Origin of the sequence: Paraferrimonas sedimenticola (assembly GCF_002282855.1) — a bacterium.
Lineage (GTDB): Bacteria > Pseudomonadota > Gammaproteobacteria > Enterobacterales > Shewanellaceae > Paraferrimonas > Paraferrimonas sedimenticola.
Window position 1 is genome coordinate 100,974 of sequence record NZ_NRIR01000006.1, and the last position, 26,417, is coordinate 127,390.

25 protein-coding genes are annotated in these 26,417 nt (G+C 51.0%); 7 read left to right on the top strand and 18 right to left on the bottom strand.

The features are described 5' to 3' along the window. Nucleotides 1–2 precede the first annotated feature (2 nt). The 3 genes from CLC93_RS11525 to dapA all read right to left on the bottom strand — a co-directional run bounded on the left by CLC93_RS11525 (nucleotide 3) and on the right by dapA (nucleotide 3,221). Nucleotides 3–1,070 (bottom strand): efflux RND transporter periplasmic adaptor subunit, encoded by a 1,068-nt coding sequence (locus CLC93_RS11525; protein WP_095506129.1) that lies wholly within the window; start codon nucleotides 1,068–1,070, stop codon nucleotides 3–5. Nucleotides 1,071–1,233: 163 nt separating this feature from the next. Beyond that, nucleotides 1,234–2,337, bottom strand: a complete 1,104-nt coding sequence (gene bamC / locus CLC93_RS11530; protein WP_095506130.1) for an outer membrane protein assembly factor BamC — start codon at nucleotides 2,335–2,337, stop codon at nucleotides 1,234–1,236. Then, the gene (gene dapA, locus CLC93_RS11535) at nucleotides 2,334–3,221 is read right to left on the bottom strand and encodes a 4-hydroxy-tetrahydrodipicolinate synthase (RefSeq protein WP_095506131.1); all 888 of its coding nucleotides are present in this window, start codon (nucleotides 3,219–3,221) and stop codon (nucleotides 2,334–2,336) included. Before dapA ends, bamC begins: the two co-directional genes overlap by 4 nt. A gap of 136 nt (nucleotides 3,222–3,357) precedes the next feature. On the opposite strand from dapA, the gene CLC93_RS11540 reads away from it, so the two are divergent. Continuing rightward, complete coding sequence (locus tag CLC93_RS11540; RefSeq protein ID WP_095506132.1) at nucleotides 3,358–3,885, top strand: glycine cleavage system transcriptional repressor; 528 nt, start codon at nucleotides 3,358–3,360, stop codon at nucleotides 3,883–3,885. Nucleotides 3,886–3,942: 57 nt separating this feature from the next. Here CLC93_RS11540 and bcp read toward each other — a convergent pair whose 3' ends face one another. Then, nucleotides 3,943–4,410 (bottom strand): thioredoxin-dependent thiol peroxidase, encoded by a 468-nt coding sequence (bcp, locus tag CLC93_RS11545; RefSeq protein ID WP_211286864.1) that lies wholly within the window; start codon nucleotides 4,408–4,410, stop codon nucleotides 3,943–3,945. A gap of 99 nt (nucleotides 4,411–4,509) precedes the next feature. Beyond that, nucleotides 4,510–5,136: a LysE/ArgO family amino acid transporter gene (locus CLC93_RS11550; protein WP_095506133.1), complete on the bottom strand. Its 627-nt coding sequence runs from the start codon at nucleotides 5,134–5,136 to the stop codon at nucleotides 4,510–4,512. Nucleotides 5,137–5,267: 131 nt separating this feature from the next. On the opposite strand from CLC93_RS11550, the gene CLC93_RS11555 reads away from it, so the two are divergent. Further along, the gene (locus tag CLC93_RS11555) at nucleotides 5,268–6,170 is read left to right on the top strand and encodes a LysR family transcriptional regulator ArgP (protein ID WP_095506134.1); all 903 of its coding nucleotides are present in this window, start codon (nucleotides 5,268–5,270) and stop codon (nucleotides 6,168–6,170) included. A gap of 19 nt (nucleotides 6,171–6,189) precedes the next feature. On the opposite strand, the gene CLC93_RS11560 is transcribed toward CLC93_RS11555, so the two are convergent. Both CLC93_RS11560 and CLC93_RS11565 read right to left on the bottom strand, forming a co-directional pair. Then, nucleotides 6,190–7,284, bottom strand: a complete 1,095-nt coding sequence (locus CLC93_RS11560) for an AI-2E family transporter (RefSeq protein WP_095506135.1) — start codon at nucleotides 7,282–7,284, stop codon at nucleotides 6,190–6,192. 18 nt (nucleotides 7,285–7,302) lie between these two features. Next, on the bottom strand, nucleotides 7,303–7,518 hold the full coding sequence (locus CLC93_RS11565) for a sulfurtransferase TusA family protein (RefSeq protein WP_095506136.1): 216 nt from the start codon (nucleotides 7,516–7,518) through the stop codon (nucleotides 7,303–7,305). A 142-nt stretch (nucleotides 7,519–7,660) separates the two neighbouring features. On the opposite strand from CLC93_RS11565, the gene bepA reads away from it, so the two are divergent. Genes bepA through CLC93_RS11585 form a run of 4 tightly spaced genes read left to right on the top strand, consistent with a single transcriptional unit; the run spans nucleotide 7,661 to nucleotide 11,777 of the window. Then, complete coding sequence (gene bepA / locus CLC93_RS11570; protein WP_245837153.1) at nucleotides 7,661–9,127, top strand: beta-barrel assembly-enhancing protease; 1,467 nt, start codon at nucleotides 7,661–7,663, stop codon at nucleotides 9,125–9,127. Nucleotides 9,128–9,142: 15 nt separating this feature from the next. Further along, entirely contained in the window at nucleotides 9,143–9,502 is a 360-nt protein-coding gene (arsC, locus tag CLC93_RS11575; protein WP_095506137.1) for an arsenate reductase (glutaredoxin), read from the top strand. After that, nucleotides 9,499–9,870: a DUF2069 domain-containing protein gene (locus CLC93_RS11580; protein ID WP_095506138.1), complete on the top strand. Its 372-nt coding sequence runs from the start codon at nucleotides 9,499–9,501 to the stop codon at nucleotides 9,868–9,870. The genes arsC and CLC93_RS11580 overlap by 4 nt, the downstream gene beginning before the upstream one ends. Nucleotides 9,871–9,905: 35 nt before the next feature. Further along, nucleotides 9,906–11,777 carry a PKD domain-containing protein gene (locus CLC93_RS11585; RefSeq protein ID WP_095506139.1) on the top strand — a complete coding sequence of 624 codons (1,872 nt, stop codon included), beginning with the start codon at nucleotides 9,906–9,908 and terminating at the stop codon, nucleotides 11,775–11,777. Nucleotides 11,778–11,844: 67 nt separating this feature from the next. Here CLC93_RS11585 and yghU read toward each other — a convergent pair whose 3' ends face one another. The 4 genes from yghU to CLC93_RS11605 form a co-directional block, all read right to left on the bottom strand. After that, nucleotides 11,845–12,711 (bottom strand): glutathione-dependent disulfide-bond oxidoreductase, encoded by an 867-nt coding sequence (gene yghU / locus CLC93_RS11590; protein WP_095506140.1) that lies wholly within the window; start codon nucleotides 12,709–12,711, stop codon nucleotides 11,845–11,847. A gap of 80 nt (nucleotides 12,712–12,791) precedes the next feature. Further along, the gene (locus CLC93_RS11595; protein ID WP_169902992.1) at nucleotides 12,792–13,718 is read right to left on the bottom strand and encodes an alpha/beta hydrolase; all 927 of its coding nucleotides are present in this window, start codon (nucleotides 13,716–13,718) and stop codon (nucleotides 12,792–12,794) included. A 74-nt stretch (nucleotides 13,719–13,792) separates the two neighbouring features. Next, nucleotides 13,793–14,269, bottom strand: a complete 477-nt coding sequence (locus tag CLC93_RS11600; protein ID WP_095506142.1) for a GNAT family N-acetyltransferase — start codon at nucleotides 14,267–14,269, stop codon at nucleotides 13,793–13,795. Continuing rightward, entirely contained in the window at nucleotides 14,262–15,884 is a 1,623-nt protein-coding gene (locus tag CLC93_RS11605) for an FAD-dependent oxidoreductase (protein WP_095506143.1), read from the bottom strand. Before CLC93_RS11605 ends, CLC93_RS11600 begins: the two co-directional genes overlap by 8 nt. A gap of 517 nt (nucleotides 15,885–16,401) precedes the next feature. Between CLC93_RS11605 and CLC93_RS11610 the strand changes: the two genes are divergently transcribed. Beyond that, complete coding sequence (locus CLC93_RS11610) at nucleotides 16,402–18,975, top strand: TonB-dependent receptor plug domain-containing protein (protein WP_095506144.1); 2,574 nt, start codon at nucleotides 16,402–16,404, stop codon at nucleotides 18,973–18,975. 55 nt (nucleotides 18,976–19,030) lie between these two features. Here CLC93_RS11610 and CLC93_RS11615 read toward each other — a convergent pair whose 3' ends face one another. The 7 genes from CLC93_RS11615 to upp all read right to left on the bottom strand — a co-directional run bounded on the left by CLC93_RS11615 (nucleotide 19,031) and on the right by upp (nucleotide 26,339). Beyond that, nucleotides 19,031–20,110, bottom strand: coding sequence for a TonB family protein (locus CLC93_RS11615; protein ID WP_095506145.1), 1,080 nt, complete (start codon nucleotides 20,108–20,110; stop codon nucleotides 19,031–19,033). 153 nt (nucleotides 20,111–20,263) lie between these two features. After that, nucleotides 20,264–21,340, bottom strand: a complete 1,077-nt coding sequence (locus CLC93_RS11620; protein ID WP_095506146.1) for a TonB family protein — start codon at nucleotides 21,338–21,340, stop codon at nucleotides 20,264–20,266. Nucleotides 21,341–21,733: 393 nt separating this feature from the next. Further along, entirely contained in the window at nucleotides 21,734–22,522 is a 789-nt protein-coding gene (locus CLC93_RS11625; RefSeq protein WP_095506147.1) for a Rossmann-like fold-containing protein, read from the bottom strand. 114 nt (nucleotides 22,523–22,636) lie between these two features. After that, complete coding sequence (locus CLC93_RS11630; RefSeq protein ID WP_095506148.1) at nucleotides 22,637–23,740, bottom strand: phosphoribosylaminoimidazolesuccinocarboxamide synthase; 1,104 nt, start codon at nucleotides 23,738–23,740, stop codon at nucleotides 22,637–22,639. A 109-nt stretch (nucleotides 23,741–23,849) separates the two neighbouring features. Continuing rightward, nucleotides 23,850–24,554, bottom strand: coding sequence for a DnaA inactivator Hda (gene hda / locus CLC93_RS11635; RefSeq protein WP_095506149.1), 705 nt, complete (start codon nucleotides 24,552–24,554; stop codon nucleotides 23,850–23,852). A 67-nt stretch (nucleotides 24,555–24,621) separates the two neighbouring features. Further along, the gene (locus CLC93_RS11640; RefSeq protein WP_095506150.1) at nucleotides 24,622–25,698 is read right to left on the bottom strand and encodes a DUF2066 domain-containing protein; all 1,077 of its coding nucleotides are present in this window, start codon (nucleotides 25,696–25,698) and stop codon (nucleotides 24,622–24,624) included. A 14-nt stretch (nucleotides 25,699–25,712) separates the two neighbouring features. Beyond that, on the bottom strand, nucleotides 25,713–26,339 hold the full coding sequence (gene upp / locus CLC93_RS11645) for a uracil phosphoribosyltransferase (RefSeq protein ID WP_095506151.1): 627 nt from the start codon (nucleotides 26,337–26,339) through the stop codon (nucleotides 25,713–25,715). Nucleotides 26,340–26,417 lie beyond the last annotated feature (78 nt).

Here is a 26,417-nt window from a genome sequence, read left to right on the forward strand (position 1 = left end):
CCCTACCTCTTTGTAACCCAAGGTTCTGAGGTAGTCGCATTCACTTTCTGACCGACACGGACTTTCATGGCACCGCGGATCACCACTTGCTGTCCTTCGCTCACACCATCAACCAGCTCTACTAAACCGCGCTGACGAATGCCGATTTTTACTTGTTTGCGCTCAACCATGCCCGAGTCGTCCACCAGATAAACAAAGTGGTCCGCTTGTAATGGAATAATTGCAGACTCTGGCACCACCAAGGTAGTGTGCTCGGCTTTGATCAGGCGAACCTTCATCAACATACCCGGTAGCACTAGGCCGTCTTGGTTTGGAATCTCGGCGCGTACCACAACCGCACGCGTTTCAGGGTCGATACGGCTGTCTAACGACTTAACCGTGCCGCGAAAGACTTTGTCTGGGTATGCCGCAGAAATGGCTTCTACCGATGAACCTGGGCGCAAATCACCCAAAAATCGCTCAGGTACTGAGAAGTCCAACTTAATGGTGGAGATGTCATCCAGAGTAGTAATTTCTTGTCCGGTAGAGACCAGTGAGCCAGTAGAAACCTGGCGAAGGCCTAAACGTCCGGCAAACGGTGCTTTAATCGAGCGGGTTTGCAGCTCAGCTTCCGATTGGCTCAGGTTAGCGCGAGCGGTATCAATTAAGGTTTGGAGGCGGTCGCGCTCTAACTCTGCGATAGTTTGGTTGGTCACCAGCGAGTCAATACGTTGATACTCGCGAATGTGGTCGGCAAGCTGAACTTTGGCCGCGCGCACTTTGGCCGCCTGTTCGTTTTGACGCAGGGTCACTAGCAACTGGCCCGCAGAAACCATGTCGCCATCGTCAAACGAGATAGAATCAATCTTTTCAGTCACCTTTGAGGTAATGGTCACCGACTCTTTGGCACGGGTGGTCCCCAGAGCTTCCACCCGGTCTTGAACCACTTGTTCAGTTACATCCGTGACTACCACATTTACGACACCGGGACCGCGTTTTTGCGGGCCTTTAGCAGCTTCTTTTGGGGAAAACTGCAGGTATGCAGCGCCAGCCGCTACTATCACCAATAGAGCTATTATTATTTTTTTCATGGGTCTGACTTGCCTAATTTGAGTGAGGTTAGTTTACCGATACCCGTGCTCTACGCAATGCAGATTACAAAGGTTTACAATTAAGCAAAAAAGCTGCGAGCAAATTGTAAACAAAAACCGCAGCTCAAGGCTGCGGTCTTTTGGTTCAAGCACTTAACGCGAGTTAACGGCGTCGACTGGTGCTGCGGTCTTCACCCATAACTTCAGCGAAGAACTCGTGGATCTGTTCCACCACCTCGTTAGACAGTTTGTTGTCTTCGGCGTCAAACATTTGAATCTGAGTTTTGCCGTCTTCGGTATCAGTCAACTTAAAGCGATACAAACCTTCATCCAATGGCAAGGCTTCGCCACCAAACATGGAGTCCCAGAAACCAGGATCGTCATCAAGGCGGGCGTAGTAGATGCCGTTATTGCGATCTCTGTCTTCGATATCAAAGCCAAGCTCAGGTAACACTAGGCCCAAGCGGTCCCATGTCCGCAAGAACTTAGACTCGGCCACCCAGACAGTTTCTTGCTCGGCGTTGTCTTCCAGCTCAATCTCAATACCCAAGCTGTTGCGAATACGCTCGGCCCGCTCTTCTGCGGCACGTTTAGCACTCACATAGGCCACCGCATCGTTGAGCATATCGATGGTGTAACGACGCTTGTCATCACTGGTCAGCGCAGGGATTTCGGTAGCGCCATCGATGCTTTCATCGTGCTCAATCAAGTCAATGGAGACATCACCGCTGCGGCCGTGTGGCTTGACCTGAATGGTGAAACGGTAGCGTTGTCGCAAAACATATTCGTCGTTCTTACCAATCCAGTTCTTTTTGAACTCTTGGCGAGTTTCAATCCAGTCAGTTTCGATAACCCCGCCGTCAAAATCGTCGGTAGTCACGCCAACTTCGCGTTGCGCCAGATAGCCAATAATTGAGTCGTGCACCTCAGTATTGAGGTCTTGGTCGCCCACGGCCTCAATCATGACCTTAACGTTATCCGTGCCCTCTTCTACAAAGGTGCCATCGGCACTGGCCAAAATCTGTAGTGGTGGGCGAATGTCCAACGCGCGCCCCATGGAACGAGCTTGGCCTTCTTCGGTCAGCTCTGGCACGTCAAACTCTTTCGAGTAGGTCGGCTCTTTTAGATGCGATGGAATTTTCAACGGCTCGCCAATATCGGCATTGGTGTACTCATCGGAACCGGAGATTTGACGACGTTCGATTGGCGTTGAGCAAGCGCTCAACAAAAGTACCAAAGTCACAGCGGTACTAATGGGCTTTATCATGAATTAACCTCGATGTTGGCCTGACGCATGGCGTTCAGCACCACAGCATGATGTTGTTGTTCTAGTTCGGTCAGTGGCAGACGCAAGAGCCCACCTGGGATTAATCCCATGCGATGCGCAGCCCATTTCACAGGAATTGGGTTGGCTTCGACAAACAATTGTTTGTATAGACCACGCATAGGCGCGTCCAGTTCCGCAGCTTTTTGCGCATCACCGCTTAAAGCCGCCTGACACATGGCCTGAAATTGCGCGGGAACGATATTGTTGGCCACAGAAATTACGCCGTCACCGCCGGCCAACAAAAACTCCATGGCCGTGGCGTCATCGCCACTGTAGAGCAAGAAGTCATCACCGCAAAGCTCGCGCAACTTGGCCACTCGGCTAACATCACCCGTGGCTTCTTTGATGGCAATAATATTATTAACTTGAGACAACTCGGCCACAGTCTCAAGCGGCATATCCAGCGCTGTACGACCCGGCACATTGTACAAAATCTGAGGCACATCGGTCGCCGCGGCTACTGCTTTGTAGTGAGCAATCAGACCTTTGGGTGACGGTTTGTTGTAATAAGGCGTCACACCCAACATGGCGTCTATGCCTAGCGGGTTAAGTTTCTCGGTTAGCTCCACGGCTTCAGCAGTGGCATTAGCGCCATTACCGCCAACAACAGCAATCCGGCCATTGGCATACTTAACTACTTGTCGAACGACCTCAATGTGGTCATCAACTGGCAACGTGGCGGACTCGCCAGTGGTACCAACCGCAACAATTGCACTAGTACCCTGCTCTATGTGAAATTCCACCAATCGCTCAAGACTTTCATAATCGACGCGTCCGTCATCGTGCATTGGAGTGATCAGCGCGACTATGCTTCCCTTTAACATCTTAATTCCTCAAGCCGTTTTGGACTGTCAATGGTACTGACACCAATAGGCGAACACAAGCGACAAAACATTCCAAATTGGGCTTTGTGTGATAGCATATGCTCAAATTTTTCAACTGCGCCAAAAGAGAGACTCGATGACCGATTATTTGGTGGTCACAGCCATGGGTAGCGATCGTCCCGGTATCGTTAACCGCTTCACCCGTTTGGCCAGTGAATGCGACTGTAATATTGTCGATAGCCGCATGGCGCTATACGGCAGTGAATTTACCCTAAGCCTGATGCTTAGCGGCGAATACAGCGCCATTACTCGAATCGAAAATGCCCTGCCACCACTGAGCGTTGAGTTAGAGCTGCACACCATCATCAAGCGCACCCAATCTCACACCGCACTCGAATTCATCGGTAAGCTGGATATTGCCCTAACCGGGCCGGATAAACGCGGGACTATGAGCCGCTTTACTCAGTACTTTGCCGAGCAGCAGTTGGACCTAGCCGCCTTGCGCACTCAAACCTTGGACAAGGGTCAGCAAGAGCTGCACTTTAGTCTGAATTTGCCACCAGGCGCCGATAGCGCCAAGGTGTGTCAGGACATTCAGACTATCGCAGAAGAAATGTCACTGAGCTGCCAATGCACCGCGATGGACATTCAGTCCAGCGAGTAAACAAAGTCACCGCACAAAAAACGGCGCTAACTAGCGCCGTTCTGCGTTTAAGACTCTCTAACCTTTCAAATAATCCAACACCACCTCGTGATGGTCTTTGGTTTTAAATTTGTCGAACAGGTGCTCAACCACCCCTTCTTCATTGATTAAGAAGCTCAAACGATGCACGCCATCGTAAACCTTTCCCATGAATTTCTTTTGTCCCCAAATACCAAAGGCTTCGCACACCGCATGGTCTTCATCCCCTAACAAGGTAAAGTTGAGCGATTGTTTGGTCTCAAAGTTTTTCAGGCGTTTTTGCGGGTCAGGACTGATGCCCAAGGTCACCACATTCAAAGCCTCCAACTCGGCTTGAGTGTCGCGCAATGAGCAGGCTTGTACGGTACAGCCAGGGGTCGAGGCTTTCGGGTAAAAGTACACCAATACTTTCTTGCCGCGAAGGTCGCTCAGTTTAACTGTGTCGCCATTTTGGTCTGGCAGGCTAAAGTCTGGGGCGGTATCACCCGCTTGCAAAGGCTTAATCATAGATCCGTCTCGTGGTTGTTTTATTGACTTGCCAACGAGTCTACCCCTAGCCAAAGACAAAAAAAAGGCGAACCATGCGGTTCGCCCAAAAGCATCAGCTTAATTTAGCAACATCTTGATGTAAGGACTTAAAATCGCAAAGGCGATGCCCCACATGGTCAAGAAAATAAATCGGTCCAAATACACCCAAGCTTTCGGGTTTTGGAACACAGGCGCTAAGAAGCGCGAACCATAGCTCAAAGCAAAGAACCATAAGAAAGAAGCAAACACAGCACCGGCACCAAACAATGGACGGTCATCTACTGCATACTGAGTGCTAATCGAGCCCAGTAGTACAACGGTATCTAGATACAAATGCGGGTTTAGCAAGCTAATCGCCAAGGTGGTCAAAATCGCTTTTTTCAGCGAGTCCGCCGCCTGTCCGCCGTTGGTATTCATCGCCTGCGGGTTGAAAGACGATTTCAGCGCGTTAAAGCCGTACCAGAACAAAAACGCTGCGCCACCAAAGCTTGCGGCGTGGGCCAAGGTTGGGAAGTTCATGATCAACTGACCCATGCCCATCACTCCGGCGGTGATCATCAACGCATCAATCAACGAGCACAGCATGGCAATTGGCATAGGATAGTTGCGCTTAATGCCTTGCTTAAGTACAAACGCATTTTGCGCTCCTACAGCAATAATCAAGCTTGCGCCGATACCCATACCTTGAACGAATGCCGCTGCCATAACCCAAATTCCTTAAAAAATACTGTGCGGTAGTAGAAAGTGGGCGCAGAATAAATTGCTTAACGACTTAAGTGAAACTAATATTTACGATACAGCATAAGTAAAACTTATAATCTATCAACAAGGTTAACATGCTCGATTACAAAGGATTACAAGCTCTGGCCACAGTGGTCCAAGAGGGTGGGTTTGAGCGGGCGGCCAAGGTGCTGTTTATCAGCCAATCAGCGGTGTCGCAGCGGGTCAAACAGCTAGAACAAAAAACCGGTGAAGCCCTGCTTATTCGCTCCAATCCGGTAGAAACCACCGCGGCAGGTAATCGACTGTTGCGCCATTTTCAGCAAGTCAGTTTGCTCGAAGCTGAACTGGGCCACGAGCGCGGCGAAGAAGTGGCCTTGGCCCAAAGTAAAATTCAAATTGCGGTGAATGCCGATTCGCTGGCCACCTGGTTCATGCCTTCGCTTAACGCTTTGTTTGACCGACGCGATTGGCTATTAGACCTCATCATCGATGACGAGGGCGAGACCCATAAATTACTGAAAGACGGCAAAGTGATTGGCTGTGTAACCACCGAGGCTCACGCCCTGCCGGGCTGTCGCTCCGACTATCTAGGCACCATGATTTACAGTTGCGTGTGTAATCGCTCCTTTAAAGCGCGCTACTTTGCCGATGGCATGACCCCAGCGGCCCTGCAAAAAGCCCCTGGAGTAGTGTTCAGCGTAAAAGACGAAATGCACCACAGATACTTACAGCAACATCACAACATGGCGCCAGGGCAATGGCAGTACCACCGCATTCCATCGTCCGAGAGTTTCCTCGAGTTAATCGTTAACGGGTTTGGTTATGGTCTGGTGAGCCACTTGCAAGCCAAGCCGCTTATCGAGCAGCAACGCTTGATAGAGCTAGAACCGGATAAACAAATGAAGGTGCCGCTGTACTGGCAGCATTGGAACATTAAAGCGCCGCAAACCACATTGATTTACCGCGCTTTATCGGCCACGGCGCGACGCTACTTGTTGCAAGAGCCCACGCCGTAGAGACTAGTTGGAAGACGCGCTAGTTGGTCTCGCTGGGCTTGGGTGGTTCGGTGGCCTCGCTCACCGACATGCTCGGCCAAGCGTTCATCACAGCCCTCACCAAAGAAGCTAACGGTATCGCAAAGAACACGCCCCACACACCCCACAAGCCGCCAAAGACCAGTACCGCGGCAATAATCATCACAGGATGCAGATTTACCGCCCCTGAGAACAAAATCGGTACCAGTAAATTGCCATCCAGCGCTTGAATGACGCCGTAACCAATCATCAGATAGCCAAACTCGGCACTAAAGCCCCACTGGAAAAAGCCCACCAAAGCGATGGGAATTGTCACCAAAGTGGCCCCCACGTACGGCACCAATACCGACAGGCCAGTTAGCACACCTAGCAGCACTGAGTAGCGCAGCCCCATAAAGGCAAAGAAGATGTAACTGACCAAACCAATGATCACAATCTCCATCACCTTACCGCGAATATAATTGAAGATTTGCACGTCCATTTCAGCCCACACTTTGCGGGCCAATTGACGATTGGTGGGGAAAAAGCGTTTGGCGTCTTTGAGCAGCTGCTCTTTGTCTTTGAGAAAGAAAAACACCAGCAAAGGCACCAAAATTGCGTAAATCATCAGCACCAAAGCTTCGGCGGAAAAGCCCAGTAAACCTTGCACAAAGCGCAACAGATGTTGACTGTCCGCCAGCGAGCGAACCTCGGCCATGATAGTGCTGATTTGCTCGGAAGAAATAAATTGAGGGTACTCGTCCGCTAAGTGTTGCAGCGTCTGATAACCCTTATCTAGCATGCTTGGAATTTCAGCGACTAAAGCAACCCCTTGATTCCACAGACTGGGTACCAGACCAAAGGTGATGATTAGCATCATCAGCACGAACAGCAACAGCACCAGCGATGCGGCAGCGGCTCTAGGAATGCCAAGCCGGCTCATTTTTTCAACAGGCCACTCGAGCAAATAAGCCAAAACCACAGCGAGGATAATAGGCATTAACAGTGAGCTGGCAAAATACAGGAGTAAAAAGCCGCCCACCAGAATAAAGAGTAAGGTGACCGCTTGAGGATCCGAGAAATGCGCTTTGTACCAGCCTTTAATCATGGAAAGCATTGTTGAGTTCTGGCTCCCTTATGGTTTTGTTATGGTCAATTCAGTGGCCGAGTCCCGCAGCCTTCGCTCAAACGGAATCGCTTTTTTTGCTAACAGGCGGGGAACATCTTTAACCGAACCAGGGTCTGATAGTAACACACACAATTGTTCCCCGGCTGCCATTTGCTTCAGCTTTAATTTGACTGTAATCAATGGGATAGGACAATTTTCTGACCTTAGGTCTAGCCGTTCCATGACAACTCCGTCGCATATGAGTGGCGCTATTATCCGTTGCGATGGCGAAAACCACAACTATCAAGGCCTGCTTGAAAGCAAACACTAGCCGAATGCCGAAGGATAACGGTACACTAAACAAGGTCGTTAAGAGATTGATACATTGAAAAAACAAACAACCAAGCAAAGGATTAAACGTCTCGCCGCAGGCGCGCTAGCCTTGGCCGTCAGCGCCGGTGTCAGTGCGCACATGACGGCTTCTAATCTGCCCGATCTTGGCACCGCCGCGGTCAACACCCTAAGCATCGAAAAAGAAATGCAGGTGGGTGATGCCTACATGCGGGTGATCCGCGGTTCAGCCCCAATGGTGACCGACCCTGTATTAGAACAGTACCTCTCGGAACTGGGCAATAAACTGGTCAGCCACGCCCATGACGTGAAAACCCCGTTCACCTTTTTTATGCTGCGTCAGGACGAAATTAACGCATTCGCCTTTTTCGGCGGCCACGTAGGGATTCACACCGGGCTGTTTCTCAACGCCGACAACGAAGCGCAGCTGGCTTCGGTACTTGCGCACGAAATTGTGCACGTGACCCAGCGTCACTTGGCCCGTTCTATGGAAGCTCAACAGAAAACCGGGCCTGCCGCCATGGTGGGCATGTTAGGCGCAATCTTACTCGCGATTGCCGCCCCACAAGCGGGTATGGCGGCATTGGCGACCACTCAAGCACTGGCCCAGCAGAGTTCAATTAACTACACCCGTGCTCACGAGCGCGAAGCAGACCGAATTGGCATTGCCATGTTGGCCGAAGCCGGTTTCGATCCCCAAGGGGCACCGGAGTTCTTCGCCAAATTGGCCGCGCGCTATCGCTACTCCAGCAAGCCGCCACAAATGCTGCTGACTCACCCATTGCCCGAATCGCGGATTTCTGAAGCGAGAACCCGTGCCGCCAATTATCCTCGACGCCGCTACGAGCAAAACTTGGATTACCATTTGGCGCGGGCGCGCATTTGGGTGCGCTACTCGCCGCTAAACGACAAGGCGGCACTAGCTCGCTACGACATGCAGCTCAAAAAACGCGACTACGAATTTAAGGAAGCGGCGCTATACGGTCGCGCCTTGGCGCTGTTTAGGCTCAAGCGTTACGAGGAGTCACAACAGGTGCTCGAAGAGCTAATAAAAAACGATAAGAACAACCTGTTTTATGTGGATTTGAAAACTGACCTGTTGCTTGAGCAAGACAAAAACGACGAAGCCATTGCCATGTTAAAGCATCAGCTCAAGCTCAAGCCAACCTCGCAAGTGGTGCTGGCGAACTTGGCTAACGCCTACATGCAGGACAACCAACCCGAGTTGGCCATCAACAAGTTGCAATCCATGGCGTTTTTGGACAAAGACTACATGCTGCCCTACTCCATGATGGTCGATGCTTACAAGAAAACCGGCGAAAAAGCCCAACGCCACTTAGCCCAAGCCGAGCTAATGGCGCTAGCCGCAGATTACGACAACGCGATTGACCAGCTCAACTACGCCTACAAGCTAACCACAGAAGAACCCTTACAAACCGCCAGAATCGAAGCCAGACTGCGCCAGTTCCGCAAAGCTAAACGCGATTTTGAAGACTTATAAGAACAAGGAAAACCCATGACTCACGCCGTTATCTACCACAACCCGCGCTGCTCAAAAAGCCGTCAAACTCTAGAGCTAGTTCGCGAGCACGCGCAATCGGTAGAAGTGATCGAATATCTAAAAACTCCGCCGACAGAAGAGGCGTTAAAGCAACTGTTGAGCATGTTGTCACTGTCTCCTCGTGAGCTAATGCGCACCAAAGAAGCCGAGTACAAAGACCAGGGCCTGGCCCAAGTGGATGACGAGCAAGCACTTATTCAAGCCATGTTAGATACCCCAAAACTGATCGAGCGACCAATTGTGGTCGTAGCCGATAAGGCAGCTATCGGTCGTCCGCCAGAAAACGTGCTGACGCTTTTGGGTGTTAACGCATGAGCAGTATGAACCTAATGCGACTTTGCCGTATCGGCTATTTGGCCTTTGTGGCCTTGGTTGGCAGCTACATTTTGACTCAAGGTGAGTATTCGCTGGGCTTTAAAGCCCTGCTAGTCGCACCTTTATTACTACCAATCCCAGGAATCCTCGCAGGTAAGCCATACACCTACGCTTGGTCGGGGTTCATCTTGTGCCTGTACCTGTGCCACGGTTTGACCCTGCTGGTGATTGCGCCAGAGGCACGCGTATTTGCCAGTATTGAAAGTATTTTGGCGTTGACCTTAATCGCTGCACAAAGTTATTACGCCCGTATGCGGGTACGTGAAATGGGAACTTCACTAAAACAAATCAAAGCACAGCAATCCTAACTGAATAGAAGCTGTGTCATCAGAAGGAGTGGTAGATGAAACGCAACTTTGCCGTGATGCTGCTAGTCGCTGCAGGCCTAAGCGCTTGTGGTGGAGGCAGTTCAAACGATTCAGGCCCTGGCGCGCCGCCAATTAGCGGCGACGATGGCATCACTTTTGTGGGCGAAACCGAAGCTCGCCCGCAACAAGCGATTGCTGTATGGGGTCAGGTAGACAACCAGCAAAGCCGAAACTTGAGTTATCGTTGGCGTCAAGTTAGCGGTCCAAGTGTTTTCATCGCCGATCCAACCGGCCCCTTGTTGGCCATCAGCCCACCGACGTCCGGTACTTACCAGTTCGAGCTAAGCGCTACCGATAGTGCGGGTAATGTGCTGCAAGATCAGGTTGATATCAATGTCAGTGGTGAGGTGCAAACCTTCAACGTAACCCGAGATCATATGGTTGCCGAAGGCAACGGTGTGTCACTGCGACTGTATACCCCAGATAGCCCAAGCAATATTAATTGGACTCAGACCGCTGGGCCCAGTGTGACGTTAGACACCACCAACCCAGTACAAGCCTTTTTCGATAGCCCAGACGTTGGCATTGATACCCTGCTCAGTTTCCGCGTCTCGGGTCAGGTCAATGGGCAGAACTGGAGCGACGATGTGCATGTGCTAGTGACATCCGAGCTTAACATCAGCACCCCTTATGAGATTTTCCAAGAGCCAGTAGCGCGGGTTAAGGCCTACAAACAGGATTCGCCGTACGCCAGCGCGCTAGAGACCTGTGTCTATTCGACTCAGTTACCAGAAGGATTTTGCAATATCGACACCCTGCCGCTGATTGGCCAAAATGGTACGCCGAGCCTTGACGACATCATGGATAAGGTAGTGGTGAGTCACGAGTGGATGGGCCAAAATTTTGAGACCTTTCTGCGCGACTACGATACCAGTGGCGATCTTAAGCGCTTATTGGCTGCCACCAGCGCGGTTGTGATTAGCTACGACGTACGCCCTTCGTTTTATTGGGCGGGCACAGCCGCAATATATCTCGACCCAGAAGATTTGTGGCTGACTCCGGAACAACGGGATACCATCAATGAAGCACCGGACTACCGTGCCGGCTTTGGTAGTGACCTGCAGTTTTTGATGATTTGGCGCTACACCAAAAACAATGACTACGCCTCCTTATTCTACCCTCGAGAGCTGCGCCTAACCCGTAGCATGACCGACTTACAACCGGATTTAGCCTCACTGCTGTATCACGAACTGGCTCACGCCAACGACTTTTTGCCACCCTCTACCCACGCGAGTTTGCAGGGGCCAAGTCTGTGGGATGACATTTTCCTTCGCTTTGACCGCGCAGGCCTAGTCTCCGATGAAATCAGCCGCGACTATCCGCTAACCAGCAGCGAAATGGACGGGCTAGCTCAGGTGCGCTTTAACGGCGAAACCGCCACTCCAACGCAAAGAAATTACCAGCCTGACGACGTCACCAGCTTCTTTGAGCCTGATTTGGCCACGGATTTCTACGCTTACTCCACCACCCGTGAAGACACCGCCATGATGTTTGAAGAAATCATGATGGCGCACCGCTTCGGTATTCGTCGCGACGTGGCGGTCACCAACGACCCAGAAGTAAGAACTGGTGATACTGTGATTGTGGACTGGGGACAGCGCGGACGAGTCGCAGAAGATAAGATTCAAGCGCGCGCGAGCGCGACTATCGAGAGCTTCTTGCCTAACTTGAACGCCACTGAAATTGTTTCAGGGCTTCCAGCACCAACGCCGATGCGCGCGGGCGAGAGCTGGAATAGCAACTTAAGCTTGAACGGAACCCCTGCCGGCGTCTCAGCGCTGCAACAAGGAACAAAGGTTCGCGACCCAAGGCTACAAGAGCCACCACTGCGAAGTGGACGACACTAGAGTTCGACACGAAAAAAAAACGCCGCGCAAATTTACGCGGCGTTTTTTTGTGTGTGCGGGGATGCGATTATTCGCTTGGCTTGAGCGCAAACACCTTGTCGATGTCCTCGGCGCTATGACGGTTGTGCACTTGTTCATGCTCCTCGCCCCAGCCACGGTTTACAGCGCGACCGCGCTGCGCCGCGGGACGAGCATCAATGGCTTTGGCCCAGCGAATCAAATTCGGGTACTCGTGCACCGATAAGAACTCTCCCGCATCGTACATGCGCCCTAGCACCATACCGCCGTACCAGGGCCAAATGGCCATATCAGCAATGGTGTACTCGTCGCCGCAAATGTACTCGCGCTCCGCTAGCTGTTGGTCTAATAGGCTGAGCTGGCGTTTGGTCTCCATGGCGTAGCGATTGATTGGGTATTCGAACTTCTCTGGCGCGTAATTGTAGAAGTGACCAAAGCCTCCGCCGACAAACGGCGCACTGCCCATTTGCCAGAACAACCAAGACAGGCACTCGGTGCGAGTATTAGCGTCTTTAGGAATGAATGCGTCAAACTTTTCGGCCAAGTGCAGCAATATCGCGCCCGACTCAAACACTCGTACCGGCTCGTCGCCGCTAACATCCAGTAGCGCTGGGATTTTTGAGTTAGGATTAATTTCAACAAAGCCCGAGCTAAACTGGGTACCCTCTGAAATATCAATGATAAAAGCGTCGTACTCCGCGCCTTTGTGCCCAGCGGCCAGCAACTCTTCAAACATAAGGGTCACTTTGACGCCGTTAGGTGTGGCTAGCGAGTACAACTGGAATGGGTGTTCGCCCCGAGGTAGCTCTTGGTCGTGGGTTTTACCGGCGATGGGTCGATTGATGTTGGCAAATTTACCACCGCTGGCTTGGTCCCATTGCCAAACCTTCGGCGGCTGATAGCTATTGTCACTCATACTTAGTCCGTTGTTTTTCATTGATTAATTTTTGACTTCAGCCTAACTCGATGTGAGTCCAAAAGATAGCCAGATAGACCCTATTCCAATACAAATTCAACGATGGCTGGGAGTAGCGCTTCGCTAAGTGGCAATTCGGGCTGATTGTATGTGGCTAAATTGGAGCTGTAGTCCATGGATGCGGGCTTAAGTACGTGGTTCATGCCTTCAATGATCACCACCTCTGCATCAGGCTGAGCTGCTTTCAAATACTCAGCGTGAGCGACACCGACTTGAATATCGCTGGTACCTTGGACGATGAGTAAGGGTTGAGTGAGCTTGGCAGCTGCTTGCTGTGGGTCGTGGCGAAACCAGGACTTCAAATAAGGCTGCACACTCGGACGAAACAAAGGGGCTAATTGCGCAGGTGTGTCGACAATGGTTTCGCCCGCCACCAGCTTGTCGAGTATCGGCCTGGCTTGTTGGGCTAGCGGCGGCGAGTGAGCACTGAGCTGAGCGTCGATGAGTTTATCGCCGCGCTCACCCGGTCCAGCGATAGAAACCACCTTGTGTGAACCGGCGCGCGCCGCGGCTAGCATGGCAATCATGGAGCCTTCGCTGTGACCTATCACCACCACTTTTTGATAACCGAACTTGTTTGACAGTTGCGCCAACCAAGCCACCGCATCGTCCACATAGTGTTCAAAGCGCAACTGGCTCTCATCAGCGCCAGCGCCGTGACTGGCTGCAATACCGCGCTTGTCGTAGCGCAGGCTGGCCACGCCATTTGCCGCCAAGCCTTCGGCTAACATCTTAAGGGAGTTATTTTGCATGCGAGGATTGTTGCCATTGCGATCGGTTGGGCCGGAACCGGCGATCAACAAGGCCGCCACTTGAGTCGGTTGGCTTGGTTCCAATAACACACCGTGAACCTGACCTGAGTTTAGCGTGAGCTTCACCTCGCGCTCTAGCGGAGTAGCGATAGCGGCATAAACAGAAAGTCCTAACAGCAACACCAAAGTGCGCATTTTTGAGGGTCCTTGAGTACTGGGCATGTGTTTAAGCTAGTCTCATATCAGCAAAACCCCAAAGTGCTGTTAGCTTATCGCTCGAGATTGGCCACCATCACTCGAACGTCAACACCTTTGTTGTTGACCTGATGAATGGGTTTAAAACCCAGCGGTGAGTACAAGCCACCGTCTAGTCGCTCGGTTTGCAGGTATAGCTGTTTTACGCCAGCGCGCTTTGCGATGGCCATTAGGCGCTCGACCAACTGACGTCCTAGCCCAAGCCCGCGATGCTGCGGGTCGACATAGATTCCACCAATCCAGTGCTCGTAGTCTGGGTACATGTCCATTTCTGTGAGTTTAAACTCACCAGCACAGGCGAGTTCACTGTCTTGGAAACCCAGCAAAATCAGCGGAGCTTGAGTGCGCTCAACCGACTTAGCGACGTTTTGTTGAACTTCTTCAAGGCGGTATCGGCCGCTTTCCTCGCACCATTCTCGGAAGTACCAAAGCGCCACTTGTGGGATGGTTTCAGGACGGTCGGCCAATAGTTGCCACTCAAACTCACTCACTCTGCCCGCCTTGCAGGATTGCGCTAGCCGCCCGCCGCGCAGTGTGCACGCAACAGCTTAAGAAAGTTCCTTCGAGTGAGCGACGGCCAGAAATACCACCGCCGCCAAAGCCTGCCGCTTCACCGATGGCGTACAGGTTGTTCATCGGTAGGCCCTGCAGGTCCAACACTTGCGAGCTTAAATTGGTTTGAATGCCACCCAAGCTTTTGCGACTGATAAATTTGAGTCGAATAGCAATAAAAGGCCCGTTTTTAAGGGTCTGCAAAGGCTCGGGCTTACAGGTGCGCAGACGGTCGGGGCGCCACTGGCGAGCGTGCTCAATACGGCGTACTTGCTCGTCATTTTGCAGCGCTTTTTTCGCGCCTAGCTGCTCATCGTAGAGATTGACCTGTAATTGCAGTTGGTCGGCACTGATGGGCCATTCTGGAGTTAACTGACTCATCTTAGCGGCCAGTGCTTCAAGAGTTTCGGCTTGAATAAAGTCCACAGACTCTTTGAGCATGCGATTGACCAGCGCTTTATTGCCAAACAGTAGATCTTTGAAAAAGCGCAGTTGGTTGCGATCACGAATGTGTACATTGTGCTCTGACCCAGAGATCGCCAGCTCTTTGGTAGCAATTTTCCAATTGAGTACGTGCCAGGTATGCTCGCCCTGCTGCTCATTAACGCGACGGCACAAATCATTGGTATCAAAGCCAGTCACCAGCGGCATAGGCCCAATACGATCGCCCTCGGCGTTGAGCCACAACGCCGATTTACAGGGGATCAAACTCAAGCCATGACCTGGATAATGGGCTTGGGGATGAGCGATACCCGCCGCGTAATTCCACATTTTGTCCAGATGAGTCAGTCGCCCGCCAATGTTGGACACTTGATGATGCAGAGCACCGTCGGCGTCTGGATGAGCGCCGTTGAGAATCTCCAGCGGCATTGGTCCTTGGTCGCTAGGCCAGTTAGCTCTAACTTGTTCGACCGAGCCGTTGATACCGCCACAGGCCAAAATCAGACGCTCGGCGTCTAGGGTATAAGCCTCACCGGTATCGCTTTCAATGTGCAGCAGATAACCGCTGTCGTTGGCTTCCAGCTTGGTAACCGTTTGCTCATAGCGAATTTCGACTAACTTCTTGAGTTGTTGTTCAGCGAGTTTTCCAAACAAAGTTTCGACTAGATGAAATCCGGTGCCCCACATCACGTGATAACGAGGGCGCGTGTTACCGTCGCCAAACAAGCCGCGCTCGACCCAGTTAACCGCCGGCATGAACTTAAAGCCTTCCTTTAGGAGCCACTGATAAACGTCGGCATTCGACTCTTGCACATACGCCTGCGCCCACTGGCGCGGCCAGTAATCGCCCTCTTCGAAGTCAGCGAAGTTGCACCAGTCGCGATAAGCCGTCTCTGGCGTGTCATCCACCCCCATGCGCTGCTGCAGCTCGGTTCCCACCAAGGCCATGCCCCCAAAGGCCCAGCGCGCCAATCCGCCGCGACGCTTCTCGTTTTGACGTTCAATAAGCACAACCGATTGCCCTGCGCGAGCCAATTCAAGCGCGCAAACCAGTCCGGCGACGCCAGCGCCCACGATAACATTAGTGGCAGATTGAGGAGATTGAGATGGCATGGGTTAAGACTTCCTTTTCATTAACATTGTCACAATCTACCAACTTGGTATCTCCCTGTTAAGCACAAATCACACTATCGAGTCCAACCCCCTCAAATAACACAGACACCCACCCTTAAACCGACTGCAATATCTAGTAATTAACACAGACACCCACTCTTAAGCCGAGTCCAGTTTCTGGCAAATAACACAGACACCCACCCCAAATCCGTCATCATCAAATTTTTCACTAAAAAAGACACCCACCCTTAAAAACCTACCAAATCAGTCAGATAAACCCACTACATGACGGAACTTTAGTTATTTCTCCTGTTCGCAAACTCTGTTCAAAACTAACTCACTAACCCAGAATCAAGATTCCGCTAGCTTGCACTCATTTAGCTATGGCTAATGTAAATGAAATGTAATAAAAACAAATGGCAACCCTGATTCGTTCGCAGTCTTTGCGGTTCATTGCCAAGGAAGGAGCCTATCGGTTTGCGCTTACAACAATAAACGCAATACAGGGAATGAGACCATGAAAAAGTCAAACCATCGTTACAGCGCGCTTAGTATCGCGATTGCTGTAGCGGTATCTGGCGGCCTAAGTGTCAGTGCACTTGCCGCCGAAGAAGAGCAGTCGCTCAAAGGTATTGAGAAAATTGCGGTAGTAGGTTCACGCGCCGCTCCACGCTCAATTGGTGACTCACCAGTACCTATCGATATCATTGGCGGCGACGAGCTGCGCAAGTCTGCCAACCCAGACATGCTAGAAGTGCTAAAAGCTTCAGTGCCGTCGTTAAACGTTCACACTAACCCCATCAGTGATGCCGCTACTTTAGTGCGCCCAGCGAACCTGCGTGGTTTGTCTGCCGACTCGACCTTGGTGCTATTAAACGGTAAGCGTCGTCACCGCTCGTCAGTAATTACCTTCTTGGGTGGTGGTATTAACGATGGCTCCCACGGCCCAGATATTTCGGTGATCCCGGCTATCGCCATGAAGCAAGTGGAAGTCTTGCGCGATGGTGCAGCGGCTCAATACGGCTCAGACGCCATTGCCGGTGTTATTAACTTCGTTCTTAAAGATGATGCTGACGGCGGTACTATTGAAGCCAAAGCTGGCCAATACTACGAAGGTGATGGCGATACCGTGGTGGTTTCGGCCAACGTGGGTACCAAGCTGACTGATGCGGGTTTTGCCAACTTCTCCGCTCAATACAAAAACGCTGATGCTACTAGCCGCTCAGTGCAACGCCCAGATGCCGCAGCGTTCAAGGCGGCCGGCTTGCCAGTAGCCGATCCTGCGCAGGTTTGGGGCTCACCAGAAATTAAGAACGACGTGACCTTATGGGCCAACCTAGGCTTAGACCTAGATTTGTATCAGCAAGCCTACCTGTTTGGTAACTATTCAGAGCGTGAAGTGAAAGGTGGTTTTTACTACCGTAATCCAAACACGCGTGGTGGTGTTTATGGCGGTCCAACCCTAGAAGACGGTACAGAGACGATTCTGACCGCGGATCTCAACCCGGGCGCTACCGATAACTCGCGCTGTCCTATCGTGCCTATCGTGGACGGTATCCCAGATGCCAACGCTTTGAATGCGCTTCAGGAAGCGAACTGTTTCGCCTTCAACCTGATTTTGCCAGGCGGCTTTACACCAAACTTTGGCGGTAAAATTAAAGACACCTCGCTAACCGCAGGCTCTAAGGGTGAATTCCAGATCAACTGGATTAAAGGCATTAATTACGACTTTAGCGCCAGCTATGGTAACAACGAGTCCCGTTACTTCATTTTCAATACCGTCAACGCCTCCTTGGGTCCAGACACACCAATGGAGTTCAGCCCAGGTAAATACGAGCAGCAAGAATACAACTTCAACGCTGACTTCGTTAAGTTTGCTGATATTGGCTTAGCCGCGGAAACCGCGTTCGCTTTTGGTTTGGAGTGGCACGAAGAGACCTTTACCGTAGTCGCCGGTGAAGAGGCGTCTTGGCAAGTTGGTCCGCTGACTCAACAAGGCTTTGGTATTGGCTCGAACGGCTTCCCAGGTTTCCAACCAGCCGCTGCAGGCGAGTTTACTCGTCGCAACTGGGCCGCTTACATTGATACCGACCTTCAGTTTACCGACAACTTCTTTGCCGAAGTGGCGATTCGTTACGAAGATTACGCCACCTTTGGTAACACCACTAACTACAAGGTTGCGGCTAACTACTCGATTACCGATGACCTGAAAATTCGTGCATCGTACAACACAGGTTTCCGCGCTCCGACCGTAGGTCAGGCTAACGTAGCCAACGTTCAGACTGCACTGTCTAACGGTGAATTGGTCGACTCGGCGCTGTTGCCACCAACTAACCCAATTGCGGTTCAGTTAGGTGGTAAAGCCCTGCAACCAGAAGAGTCGAAGAGTTTCACAGGTGGTTTGGTGTACAACTACAACGACTTCTTCCTGACTGTGGATTACTACAACATCAAAGTAGAGAACCGCATCAGTCAGTCTGAGCGCATCGACTTGACCGACGAAGACAAGCGCATTCTGAAAGAGGCTGGCGTGCCTAACGTCGACGGCCTATCTCAGGTGAGCTTCTTTACCAACGACTTTGACACCACCACTCAAGGTGTGGACATCGTTGCTAACTACTCGGCGGAATTGTTAGGTGGCGCGTCAGCCTTTACCCTGGCCTACAACTGGAACGAAACCAAGGTCGATCGCTTTACTGAGATCACTGGTGCCTTCAAGGTTTCGCGTCTAGAAAACGACTTGCCAAATCATCGCGGTACCGCGACTTGGGCGCAGAACTGGGATAGCTTCGGTGCTTACCTGCGTGGTAACTACTACGGCCCGTATCAAGGGGTTCACATTGATGACTCAACAGCGACTAAAAACGCAAAAGCAGCCATCACTTTGGACGCCGAGGTTAGCTACTTCATTAGCGATAGCTGGACTGTCGCCGTTGGCGCGCAGAACCTGTTGAATCAGCAAGCAGAAGAGCTAGACCACGCTGAGAAACTGGGTCTGCCAAACAACGCCTTTGGTGGTAAGTACTATGAAACCTCGCCGTTTGGTTTCAACGGTGGTTTCTACTACCTGCGCGGTATCTATAACTTCTAACCTTTTGGTTAGTTGAGAAAAAAGCCTAGCATTCGCTAGGCTTTTGTTTGGCTAATTACCGCTCATCGATGGAAAAATCTATGGTCACTTTGCTTTCCGCTCTAACCGGTTTGCCATCCTCAAATTTTGGAGCATAGCGCCAGTTCTTTAGTGCTTTGGTTGTCTCTCTGGACAAGGATTTATTGGTGGATCTCACTATTTTCACGTTATCGACGAACCCCATTTCGTCAATCTCAAAATCAAGCACTACCTGCCCGCCTTGTTGTCTTCTCGCTAAGTTCACTGGATATTTTGGAGGTACGCGAAATAACGGCGAAGCCTCTTGGTTGGGGTCCCAAGGAGTCATGGCGCCAATCGCAACACAGTGAGGTGTCGCCTTGTCGCTTTCACCAACGCGCTCGTACAAGTCCACCAATTGAGCTCGGCTATGCACATCATAAGGATGATCTTTGGCACCTACCGCTTCCAGTTGTTGAATATTGAGCTCCAACAGTTCAATAGACTTCTCAAGCTTCCTATCAGCTCGATAGTAGTTTGCCAAAGTCGTGCGAGCTTCAAACAGACGACGGTCATTGTTGGCGAGCTCTTGTGAGAGAATGCGGTATGCCTTCTCCAACACCTTAGATTTGGGCGAGTTGGCTCTCAACAGCTCCTTGCCAGCTTCTAGGTATATATTGGCGGCATACAATGGGCTGGTTGAGTCGTGTATATCGGCGATGCTAATGGCATCTTGCAGGTAACGGATGCGCTTTTTGTTGGGTAAACCAGTTAGCTGACCCGCGCCAATCAGCGTGTCTGCCACCTCGATGGAATCTGGGCCATACAGCTCTTTGAAAATCAGACGAGCGCTATTGAATGCATTGGCGGCTTCATATGCCTTGTCGTCATCGTGCCCAAGGGCATAGCCGTAATTGCTCCACAGCGCCGCACAGTTCTCGCTTTTTTCACCAAACTTGTTACATCCAAGGTCAACGGATTGCTTCGCGTGAAGGGGTATCAATTCGTTGTTTTGAGCTTCGACGGCCGCTTGATAAGCCTGGTATGCTTTTGAAAAATCATTGCTTTGTGCAGGCTCGGCAACCAGATTAAACGACAATAAACCACCGGCGAATACCAGTGCAAAGCGCGGCAACATAGAGACACTCCTTGTTCAATACTTCCTAATTGCGGCAATGAAATTAACAATCTTTTCAAATAAACACAAAAAGAAACTGTCGTCCCCGTTGTAGTTGAGTGTGTTTTAGTCAGCAGCTAACGAGAAGGCGGGTGCCTGTATTGTTATATCTGGCTATGGTTTAACGCGCTCGACACTAAAACTTACGGTACTCCGGGCCACAACTGGTTCGCCATTTTCGAATTTCGGGGCATAACGCCATTGCTTTAAGGCTTTCTTAGCGTATCGACTAAACCCCTTTGTGGACTCGATCACTTCGATATTCTCTACGAAGCCCGTTTCACTGATATCAAAGCTAAGATGTACGGTAGCCATCCCCACATTCCTTATTTTTGAAATTGGGAAATCGGGGTTCACCTTATACAAAGGCTCCGCCTCCTGATTGGGATCCCAAGGCTTCATGGCTCCTATAGCCAAACAATGTCGAGTCGCTTCGTCGCTTTTACCTAGCCTTTCGTACAACTCCACAAGCTGCGCCCGACTGTATACATCATATGGATTGGTGCTATCGCCAAGCCTATCTAATTGCGCAATATTCTCTTCAAAGAGCGCGATAGACTCACTGTAGTTTTCCGCCGCTCGATAATAAGCACCCAGCGTGCTTCGAGCCTCAAGAAATCGATCATCATCTGGCTCTAGATGGTCTTTAAACAACTCATAGGCTCGAATCAAAACACGTGATTGCTTAGAACCCATTTTTAGTAAAGTTTTACCGGCTTCTAGGTATATTTGAGCTGCTGTGACAGGGTCTTGCGCCTCTATAGCATTACCTATGTCTATTGCCTCTCCAGCGTAAGCACCGACTCTCCTTGGAAACAAGCCATACAGTTCTGCAGCAGATAAATAGGTTTCTGCGACTTCGACTGAGTTTTCTCCATACAGCTTCAAAAAGATATTTCTAGCATCCTCTAGAAGCTCGTTGGTTTCTTCCGCATTCTCGAGCTCTTTAGGGAGGCTATTGGCGTAGTTGACCATTAACGAAGCGCAGTTGGTGCTCGAATCGCCGAACTTTTTGCAGCCCAACTCAAAGGCAGTTTTGGCATGCTGAGTGATAGCTGATTTGTCGTCAGTTTCTAAGGCTTGGTTGTAGGCTTTATAGGCTGTTGAGAAATCATCAGTTTTTGATGAATGAGCACCTGAGAAAGGCAGAAAGCAAGCGATGACTGCGCCGAACCATAGTTTCGATGACATAAAAACACTCCTTGTTTTATTGTTCCGCTTTCAACAGCAAGCCTTTAAGCTAGCAGCTTGGCCGTTTATAAGCAAAACCTAACCAACTAAAGCATAAGCTATTCGTATAGATGAACGACTTAGAAGTTGAAACCCTGATTGCTGCTAGTGGCTGAAAAACCGAAGTGTCACTGAGAGTGGATGTCTGTGTTAGCTCAAAGCGAGTTAACGGTGGGTGTCTGTATTAATCCAAAGCTAATTAGCGGTGGGTGTCTGCGTTAGGTCAAAACAAATTAGCGATGGGTGTCTGTATTAATTCAAAGCGAGTTAACGGCGGGTGTCTGTGTTAATTCAAAGCGAGTTAACGGTGGGTGTCTGTGTTAGGCCAAAGCAAATTAGCGGTGGGTGTCTGTGTTATTTGCGAGAGAAAAGCCATTGCTGGTAAGCCTGCTCGTAGGCCGCCATTTTCTGATGGGACTTTGAAGCTAAATGCGCTTGCCAATCGGCAGCGTTTTGGGCGGGGCCGACTCGGCACCAGGGGCAGTAGAACTTAGAACTTGGGATTGGCGGCTGCAAGCTATCTATTTGTGGAGAAATGGCTCGACCGAAATAGTAGCTGTAGGCCTGTGTGTTTTTGACTTTCTTATCTCGCTCTACGTTGCGAATCCGATAACCGGGAAATGCGCTGACATCGAACTCGCTTTTGCCCAGATACCCCAAATCACAACCGACAGCCAAGCTCGACTCCAAGTTCCAGTGGCGGTATGGCTGGACATCTTTTGAAGAGATAATTGCAAGCCCTGCGCCGGTGTCATCGAGTAAATGCGCATGGCAGTGTTCCAAAAACCAACGCAGTAACTGTCGATTCATTAGGTTGGAATCGACCTTAACGCCATCTCTCAAAGCTTGGCTGCTCACATCAGCAGTTAACAAGGGAAACTGAAAAATGACCGCATCAAAGTGCTTCGTCACACACTCCACAAAACTCTCAGGTCGAGTGACGTCCAACCCAAACAACACCGGTACACCAGCGCTCTCAAGTTCAGAATGTCCATTGTCCGCATATTTAGCCAACAAACTTTCCCGAGAGTCATACACACTAGCGGTCAGGTCCGCCACAGAGCCCATGCGCGCCAAAGAACGCGAAAAGCTTAAATCGCCATCACCAATGGTCAGCACTCGCCAACTAGGGTCTAAATACATGCCCGCTTCCCATCCTCACGATCGAATCAACCCGCTATACCGAGCAAATCATACACGCTCAAAAACGAAAAAGCCCCAAGCTAAGGCTTGAGGCTTCTACGCACTGATAAAAACTTAGTCCACCAAGTTGAACTCGTTTTTCAAAATCTCAAGGATTTCAGCGCGGGGGTTATCGCTTAGGTGTACTGGCTGGCCAGTGATTTTCTCAGCGATGTCGGTGTAGGTCTTAGAAACCGCCATTAGCACGTCAGTTGGCAGAGCGTTATCGCGCGCCAAGGCCGAGCGCTCCTCCATGCGGTCCTTGTTCAACAGAATGTCTGGATCTGGGAAGTGGTTAAGCAGCAACTGGCGGAAACCTTCTTTTGAGTTTTCCACGACTTTGCCATCGCGGTAGCTTGGGCCGTCCCAAATGCGTGACGAGTCAGGCGTACCCACTTCGTCCATGTAGATCAGCTTGTCGTTGCCCGAAGCATCGGTGACATAGCCAAATTCAAACTTGGTATCGACAAAGATTTGATCGATTTTAGATAGCTCATCGCTAATAACGTCAAAACCTTCGCGCAGCAGACGCTCGTAGCGGTCGATGTCTTCTTTCGACTGGAACTTAAAGGCTTCGAAGTTGTTATCGATGTCGCTGCGGCTAATGTTCACATCGTCTACCGCCGGCACACCAGGAATATTTTCCAAAATACCTTTGGTCGATGGAGTGATCAGCAGCTCAGGAAGCTTCTTATCGCGCTCTAGGCCTTCAGGCATGGTGATGCCACAGAAATCGCGCTCGCCCTTGGCGTATGAGCGCCACATAGAGCCTGTGATGTACTGGCGACAAATCGCTTCAATCATCACTGGGCGGGCTTTTTGCACGATCCAAACGAACGGATGTGGGATTTCTAGAATGTGGCTATCGGCCAAACCTTTTTCTTTGAACAGCCCAAACCAGTGGTTCGAAATCGCGTTCAAGGCGGCACCTTTACCCGGTACGCCGCGCATGTCGCCTTCGCCGTGCCAAATGCAGTCAAACGCCGAGATGCGGTCAGAAATCACCATGATGGCCAGTGGCGCATCTGCAGCGACGTCATAGCCACGGTCTTTAATCAGACGGGCACTGTCTTCGGCAGTTAGCCAGTATACAGAGCGAACTTTTCCGCTGTGCACTGGAGCGTCGGTACGAATGGGTAGATCGTTATTTACGGCAAGTACTTTGTCGGCAAGACTCATGGTTAGCGCTTTCCTAGGTCGACGTTGTTATTAATAGACTGTCACAAGTCTGTTTGTTAACAGCTTGTTAGGGTCGCAAAGTGTACCAGATCAAGGAATCGGCACACAATTACAGCAATAAAGTTTCTTTAATAAATGGGATTGTCAGGCGACGCTGATGCACCATGGACGCTTTGTCTAGCTTATCCAATACATCAAACAGCGTTCGCATGTCCCGATTCAAACGATTCAGTAAAAAACGACCAGCATCCTCAGGCAAGCTCAAACCACGGGCTTCGGCGCGGCGAGTTAGGGCTGCCAGTTTTTGCTCATCATCCAGCGGGTGCAATTGGTAGGCCACGCCCCAAGACAATCGCGAGCGCAGATCCGGCAGCGCAATTGGCAAACTGGCAGGACCTGCATTACCGCTGACAATTAAGGTGTGCCCTTGCTCGGCAACCCGATTGTACAAATCAAACACCGCCTCTTCCCACAGTGGATTGCCACAAATACTGTGTATGTCGTCCAGGCACACCAAGTCGCACTGCTCGAGATCTTCAAAAACGGCAACGGACAAACTGGAATGAATGGCTAGCGGCAAATAGAAGCTGCGACGCTGTGCCTCGTTGGCGGCAGCACAGGCGGCGTGGAGCAAATGCGTACGACCGCATTTAGGCTCGCCCCAAAGGAATACATTGTTGTCGCCTTTACCTTGGGCAATGCTTTGCAGCTGATCGATCAGCTCGCAATTCGCAGCCGCGTAAAAACTGGTAAAAGTCTCATCGTCCGGCAGGTACACCGGTAAGGACAACTGGGTGGGCGAAGACTGGCTCAATGATCCCTCTCGGGGTAACTCTTATTGCAAGGGATCATATCAAAAGCCAAAGGGGATCTGAACTCTGTTACGGCTGCCACCAAAAGTTTAATTCTTGCTTTGGTTGCAGATCGTCAGACGGAGTATCAGAAGCCTCCACCGGACTGATGCGAGAGTCTAGGCTCAGCTGTTGCTCAAGCTCGGCCAGCTGACCAAATAAGGCCACATCAAACTGAGCCACTTCGCCTTGATAGTTGCTCATCAAGAGTGACTTCACCGAAGGTAAGCTGCTCAAATAGCGCTCAAGCTCCACCAGCTTGGTCAGGTCCTTAATCGGCGCGAAGCTCAAGCTCACGGTATCGCTCTCGCCAGTGCTAACCACGGCGTAGCGATCCACATAATAGCCGCTTATCGCGCTCATCATGGCAGCTAGGGCGGCATCGGCATCAAGCGCTTGGTCTTGCAGGTTGAGCACAGGGCGCACAAACCCTTGAGTGTTGCTGTTCTTTGGGTACAGCTGCAGCTGATAAAACACCCCATCCAACGACGACTGTACGCTCGCCATGGCAAAGAAATCGGAGCGATAGCGCGCACTAGCGGTCGCCACTGGATCGATAAACTGACCTTTCACGTCGTTGGCAGCGACCGTCATGGCATCGTCTAAATCCATTAGCGGTAGCAGCATAGGCATGCCCACTTGCTGAGCCTGCTCTAGTAACTGGTCGCGAAATTCAGAGTCTAAGGTGTCAGATAGAATAGTCTGCTCTTCGCTTTGCTCGTCCACCATCCACATTAAGGTCAACGGACGCTGCGCCGCCCATATCGGCTGGTTCGACTGGCGTAATAGCGCCAAGATTTGCTTGTGGTCAAAGCTCATTTCTAACCACAACTGGCCGTCGACGTCGGTGTAACCGTATTGGCTTATCAGAGCACGCGGCGCGGCCAAGCGGCTTTTTAACAAAGGCTCGTCAAGCTGGGCCAAGCCGCCTGAGTTTTTCATCAGCACTTGGGTTAAGCCCGCTTTCATGCCTTGATTGAGCGAGGCATTACTGCGCGAGCTCACTTTCACCTGAGCCTTGTCTAAGTCCTTAACTTCGACTGCCTGTAGTGCTTGTGCCCACAATAGGGTCAAGCCGGCGAACACTAACGCCAACGCCTGTCGCATCAACTGCTGAATCCTTATTTGGTTCCGAAGATTTTATCGCCTGCATCGCCCAGTCCGGGCAGAATGTAGCCATCTTCGTTGAGTCGTTCGTCAATCGCTGCAGTATACAGCTCTACATCTGGATGTGCAGCTTCCACTGCGGCAATGCCTTCAGGGGCTGCGACCAATACCAACAACTTGATGTTCTTACAGCCGCGCTCTTTAAGCAAATCAATGGTCGCCACCATAGAACCACCGGTGGCCAGCATAGGGTCAACCACCAGAGCTAGGCGCTCTTCGAGACTTGAGGCGAGCTTTTCGAAATACCAAACCGGCTCAAGCGTTTCTTCGTTGCGGTACATGCCCACCACGCTGATTCGAGCTGACGGTACGTGCTCTAGCACGCCGTCCATCATTCCAAGGCCCGCGCGCAAAATTGGTACCACCGTGATTTTCTTACCTTTGATTTGGCGAACATCAATCGGGCCGTTCCAACCGTCGATGGTGACCGCTTCGGTGGCCAAGTCAGCGGTGGCTTCGTAGGTCAGTAAGCTACCTATCTCCCCCGCCAGCTCTCTAAAGCGCTTGGTGGATACATCACCTTCGCGCATTTTACCGATTTTGTGCTGAACCAAGGGGTGCTTCACTTCAACGATCTTCATTGAAATCTCTCCAAATTTTGCTGCTTGCCAAGGATTTTAGTCGAATCGCTTGCCGCGCAACAGCCAAAATTTGCTTCA

Coding starts and splice junctions, on each gene's coding strand:
- CLC93_RS11625 (WP_095506147.1), bottom strand. CDS start 22,522: ATGTATTTAGACCCTAGTTGGCGAGTGCTGACCATTGGTGATGGCGAT.
- CLC93_RS11630 (WP_095506148.1), bottom strand. CDS start 23,740: ATGAGTCTTGCCGACAAAGTACTTGCCGTAAATAACGATCTACCCATT.
- CLC93_RS11595 (WP_169902992.1), bottom strand. CDS start 13,718: ATGCGCACTTTGGTGTTGCTGTTAGGACTTTCTGTTTATGCCGCTATC.
- CLC93_RS11555 (WP_095506134.1), top strand. CDS start 5,268: ATGCTCGATTACAAAGGATTACAAGCTCTGGCCACAGTGGTCCAAGAG.
- CLC93_RS11560 (WP_095506135.1), bottom strand. CDS start 7,284: ATGCTTTCCATGATTAAAGGCTGGTACAAAGCGCATTTCTCGGATCCT.
- CLC93_RS11540 (WP_095506132.1), top strand. CDS start 3,358: ATGACCGATTATTTGGTGGTCACAGCCATGGGTAGCGATCGTCCCGGT.
- bamC (WP_095506130.1), bottom strand. CDS start 2,337: ATGATAAAGCCCATTAGTACCGCTGTGACTTTGGTACTTTTGTTGAGC.
- bcp (WP_211286864.1), bottom strand. CDS start 4,410: ATGATTAAGCCTTTGCAAGCGGGTGATACCGCCCCAGACTTTAGCCTG.
- upp (WP_095506151.1), bottom strand. CDS start 26,339: ATGAAGATCGTTGAAGTGAAGCACCCCTTGGTTCAGCACAAAATCGGT.
- CLC93_RS11550 (WP_095506133.1), bottom strand. CDS start 5,136: ATGGCAGCGGCATTCGTTCAAGGTATGGGTATCGGCGCAAGCTTGATT.
- CLC93_RS11620 (WP_095506146.1), bottom strand. CDS start 21,340: ATGTCATCGAAACTATGGTTCGGCGCAGTCATCGCTTGCTTTCTGCCT.
- CLC93_RS11565 (WP_095506136.1), bottom strand. CDS start 7,518: ATGGAACGGCTAGACCTAAGGTCAGAAAATTGTCCTATCCCATTGATT.
- dapA (WP_095506131.1), bottom strand. CDS start 3,221: ATGTTAAAGGGAAGCATAGTCGCGCTGATCACTCCAATGCACGATGAC.
- arsC (WP_095506137.1), top strand. CDS start 9,143: ATGACTCACGCCGTTATCTACCACAACCCGCGCTGCTCAAAAAGCCGT.
- CLC93_RS11615 (WP_095506145.1), bottom strand. CDS start 20,110: ATGTTGCCGCGCTTTGCACTGGTATTCGCCGGTGGTTTATTGTCGTTT.
- CLC93_RS11640 (WP_095506150.1), bottom strand. CDS start 25,698: ATGCGACAGGCGTTGGCGTTAGTGTTCGCCGGCTTGACCCTATTGTGG.
- CLC93_RS11580 (WP_095506138.1), top strand. CDS start 9,499: ATGAGCAGTATGAACCTAATGCGACTTTGCCGTATCGGCTATTTGGCC.
- CLC93_RS11585 (WP_095506139.1), top strand. CDS start 9,906: ATGAAACGCAACTTTGCCGTGATGCTGCTAGTCGCTGCAGGCCTAAGC.
- CLC93_RS11610 (WP_095506144.1), top strand. CDS start 16,402: ATGAAAAAGTCAAACCATCGTTACAGCGCGCTTAGTATCGCGATTGCT.
- yghU (WP_095506140.1), bottom strand. CDS start 12,711: ATGAGTGACAATAGCTATCAGCCGCCGAAGGTTTGGCAATGGGACCAA.
- CLC93_RS11525 (WP_095506129.1), bottom strand. CDS start 1,070: ATGAAAAAAATAATAATAGCTCTATTGGTGATAGTAGCGGCTGGCGCT.
- CLC93_RS11605 (WP_095506143.1), bottom strand. CDS start 15,884: ATGCCATCTCAATCTCCTCAATCTGCCACTAATGTTATCGTGGGCGCT.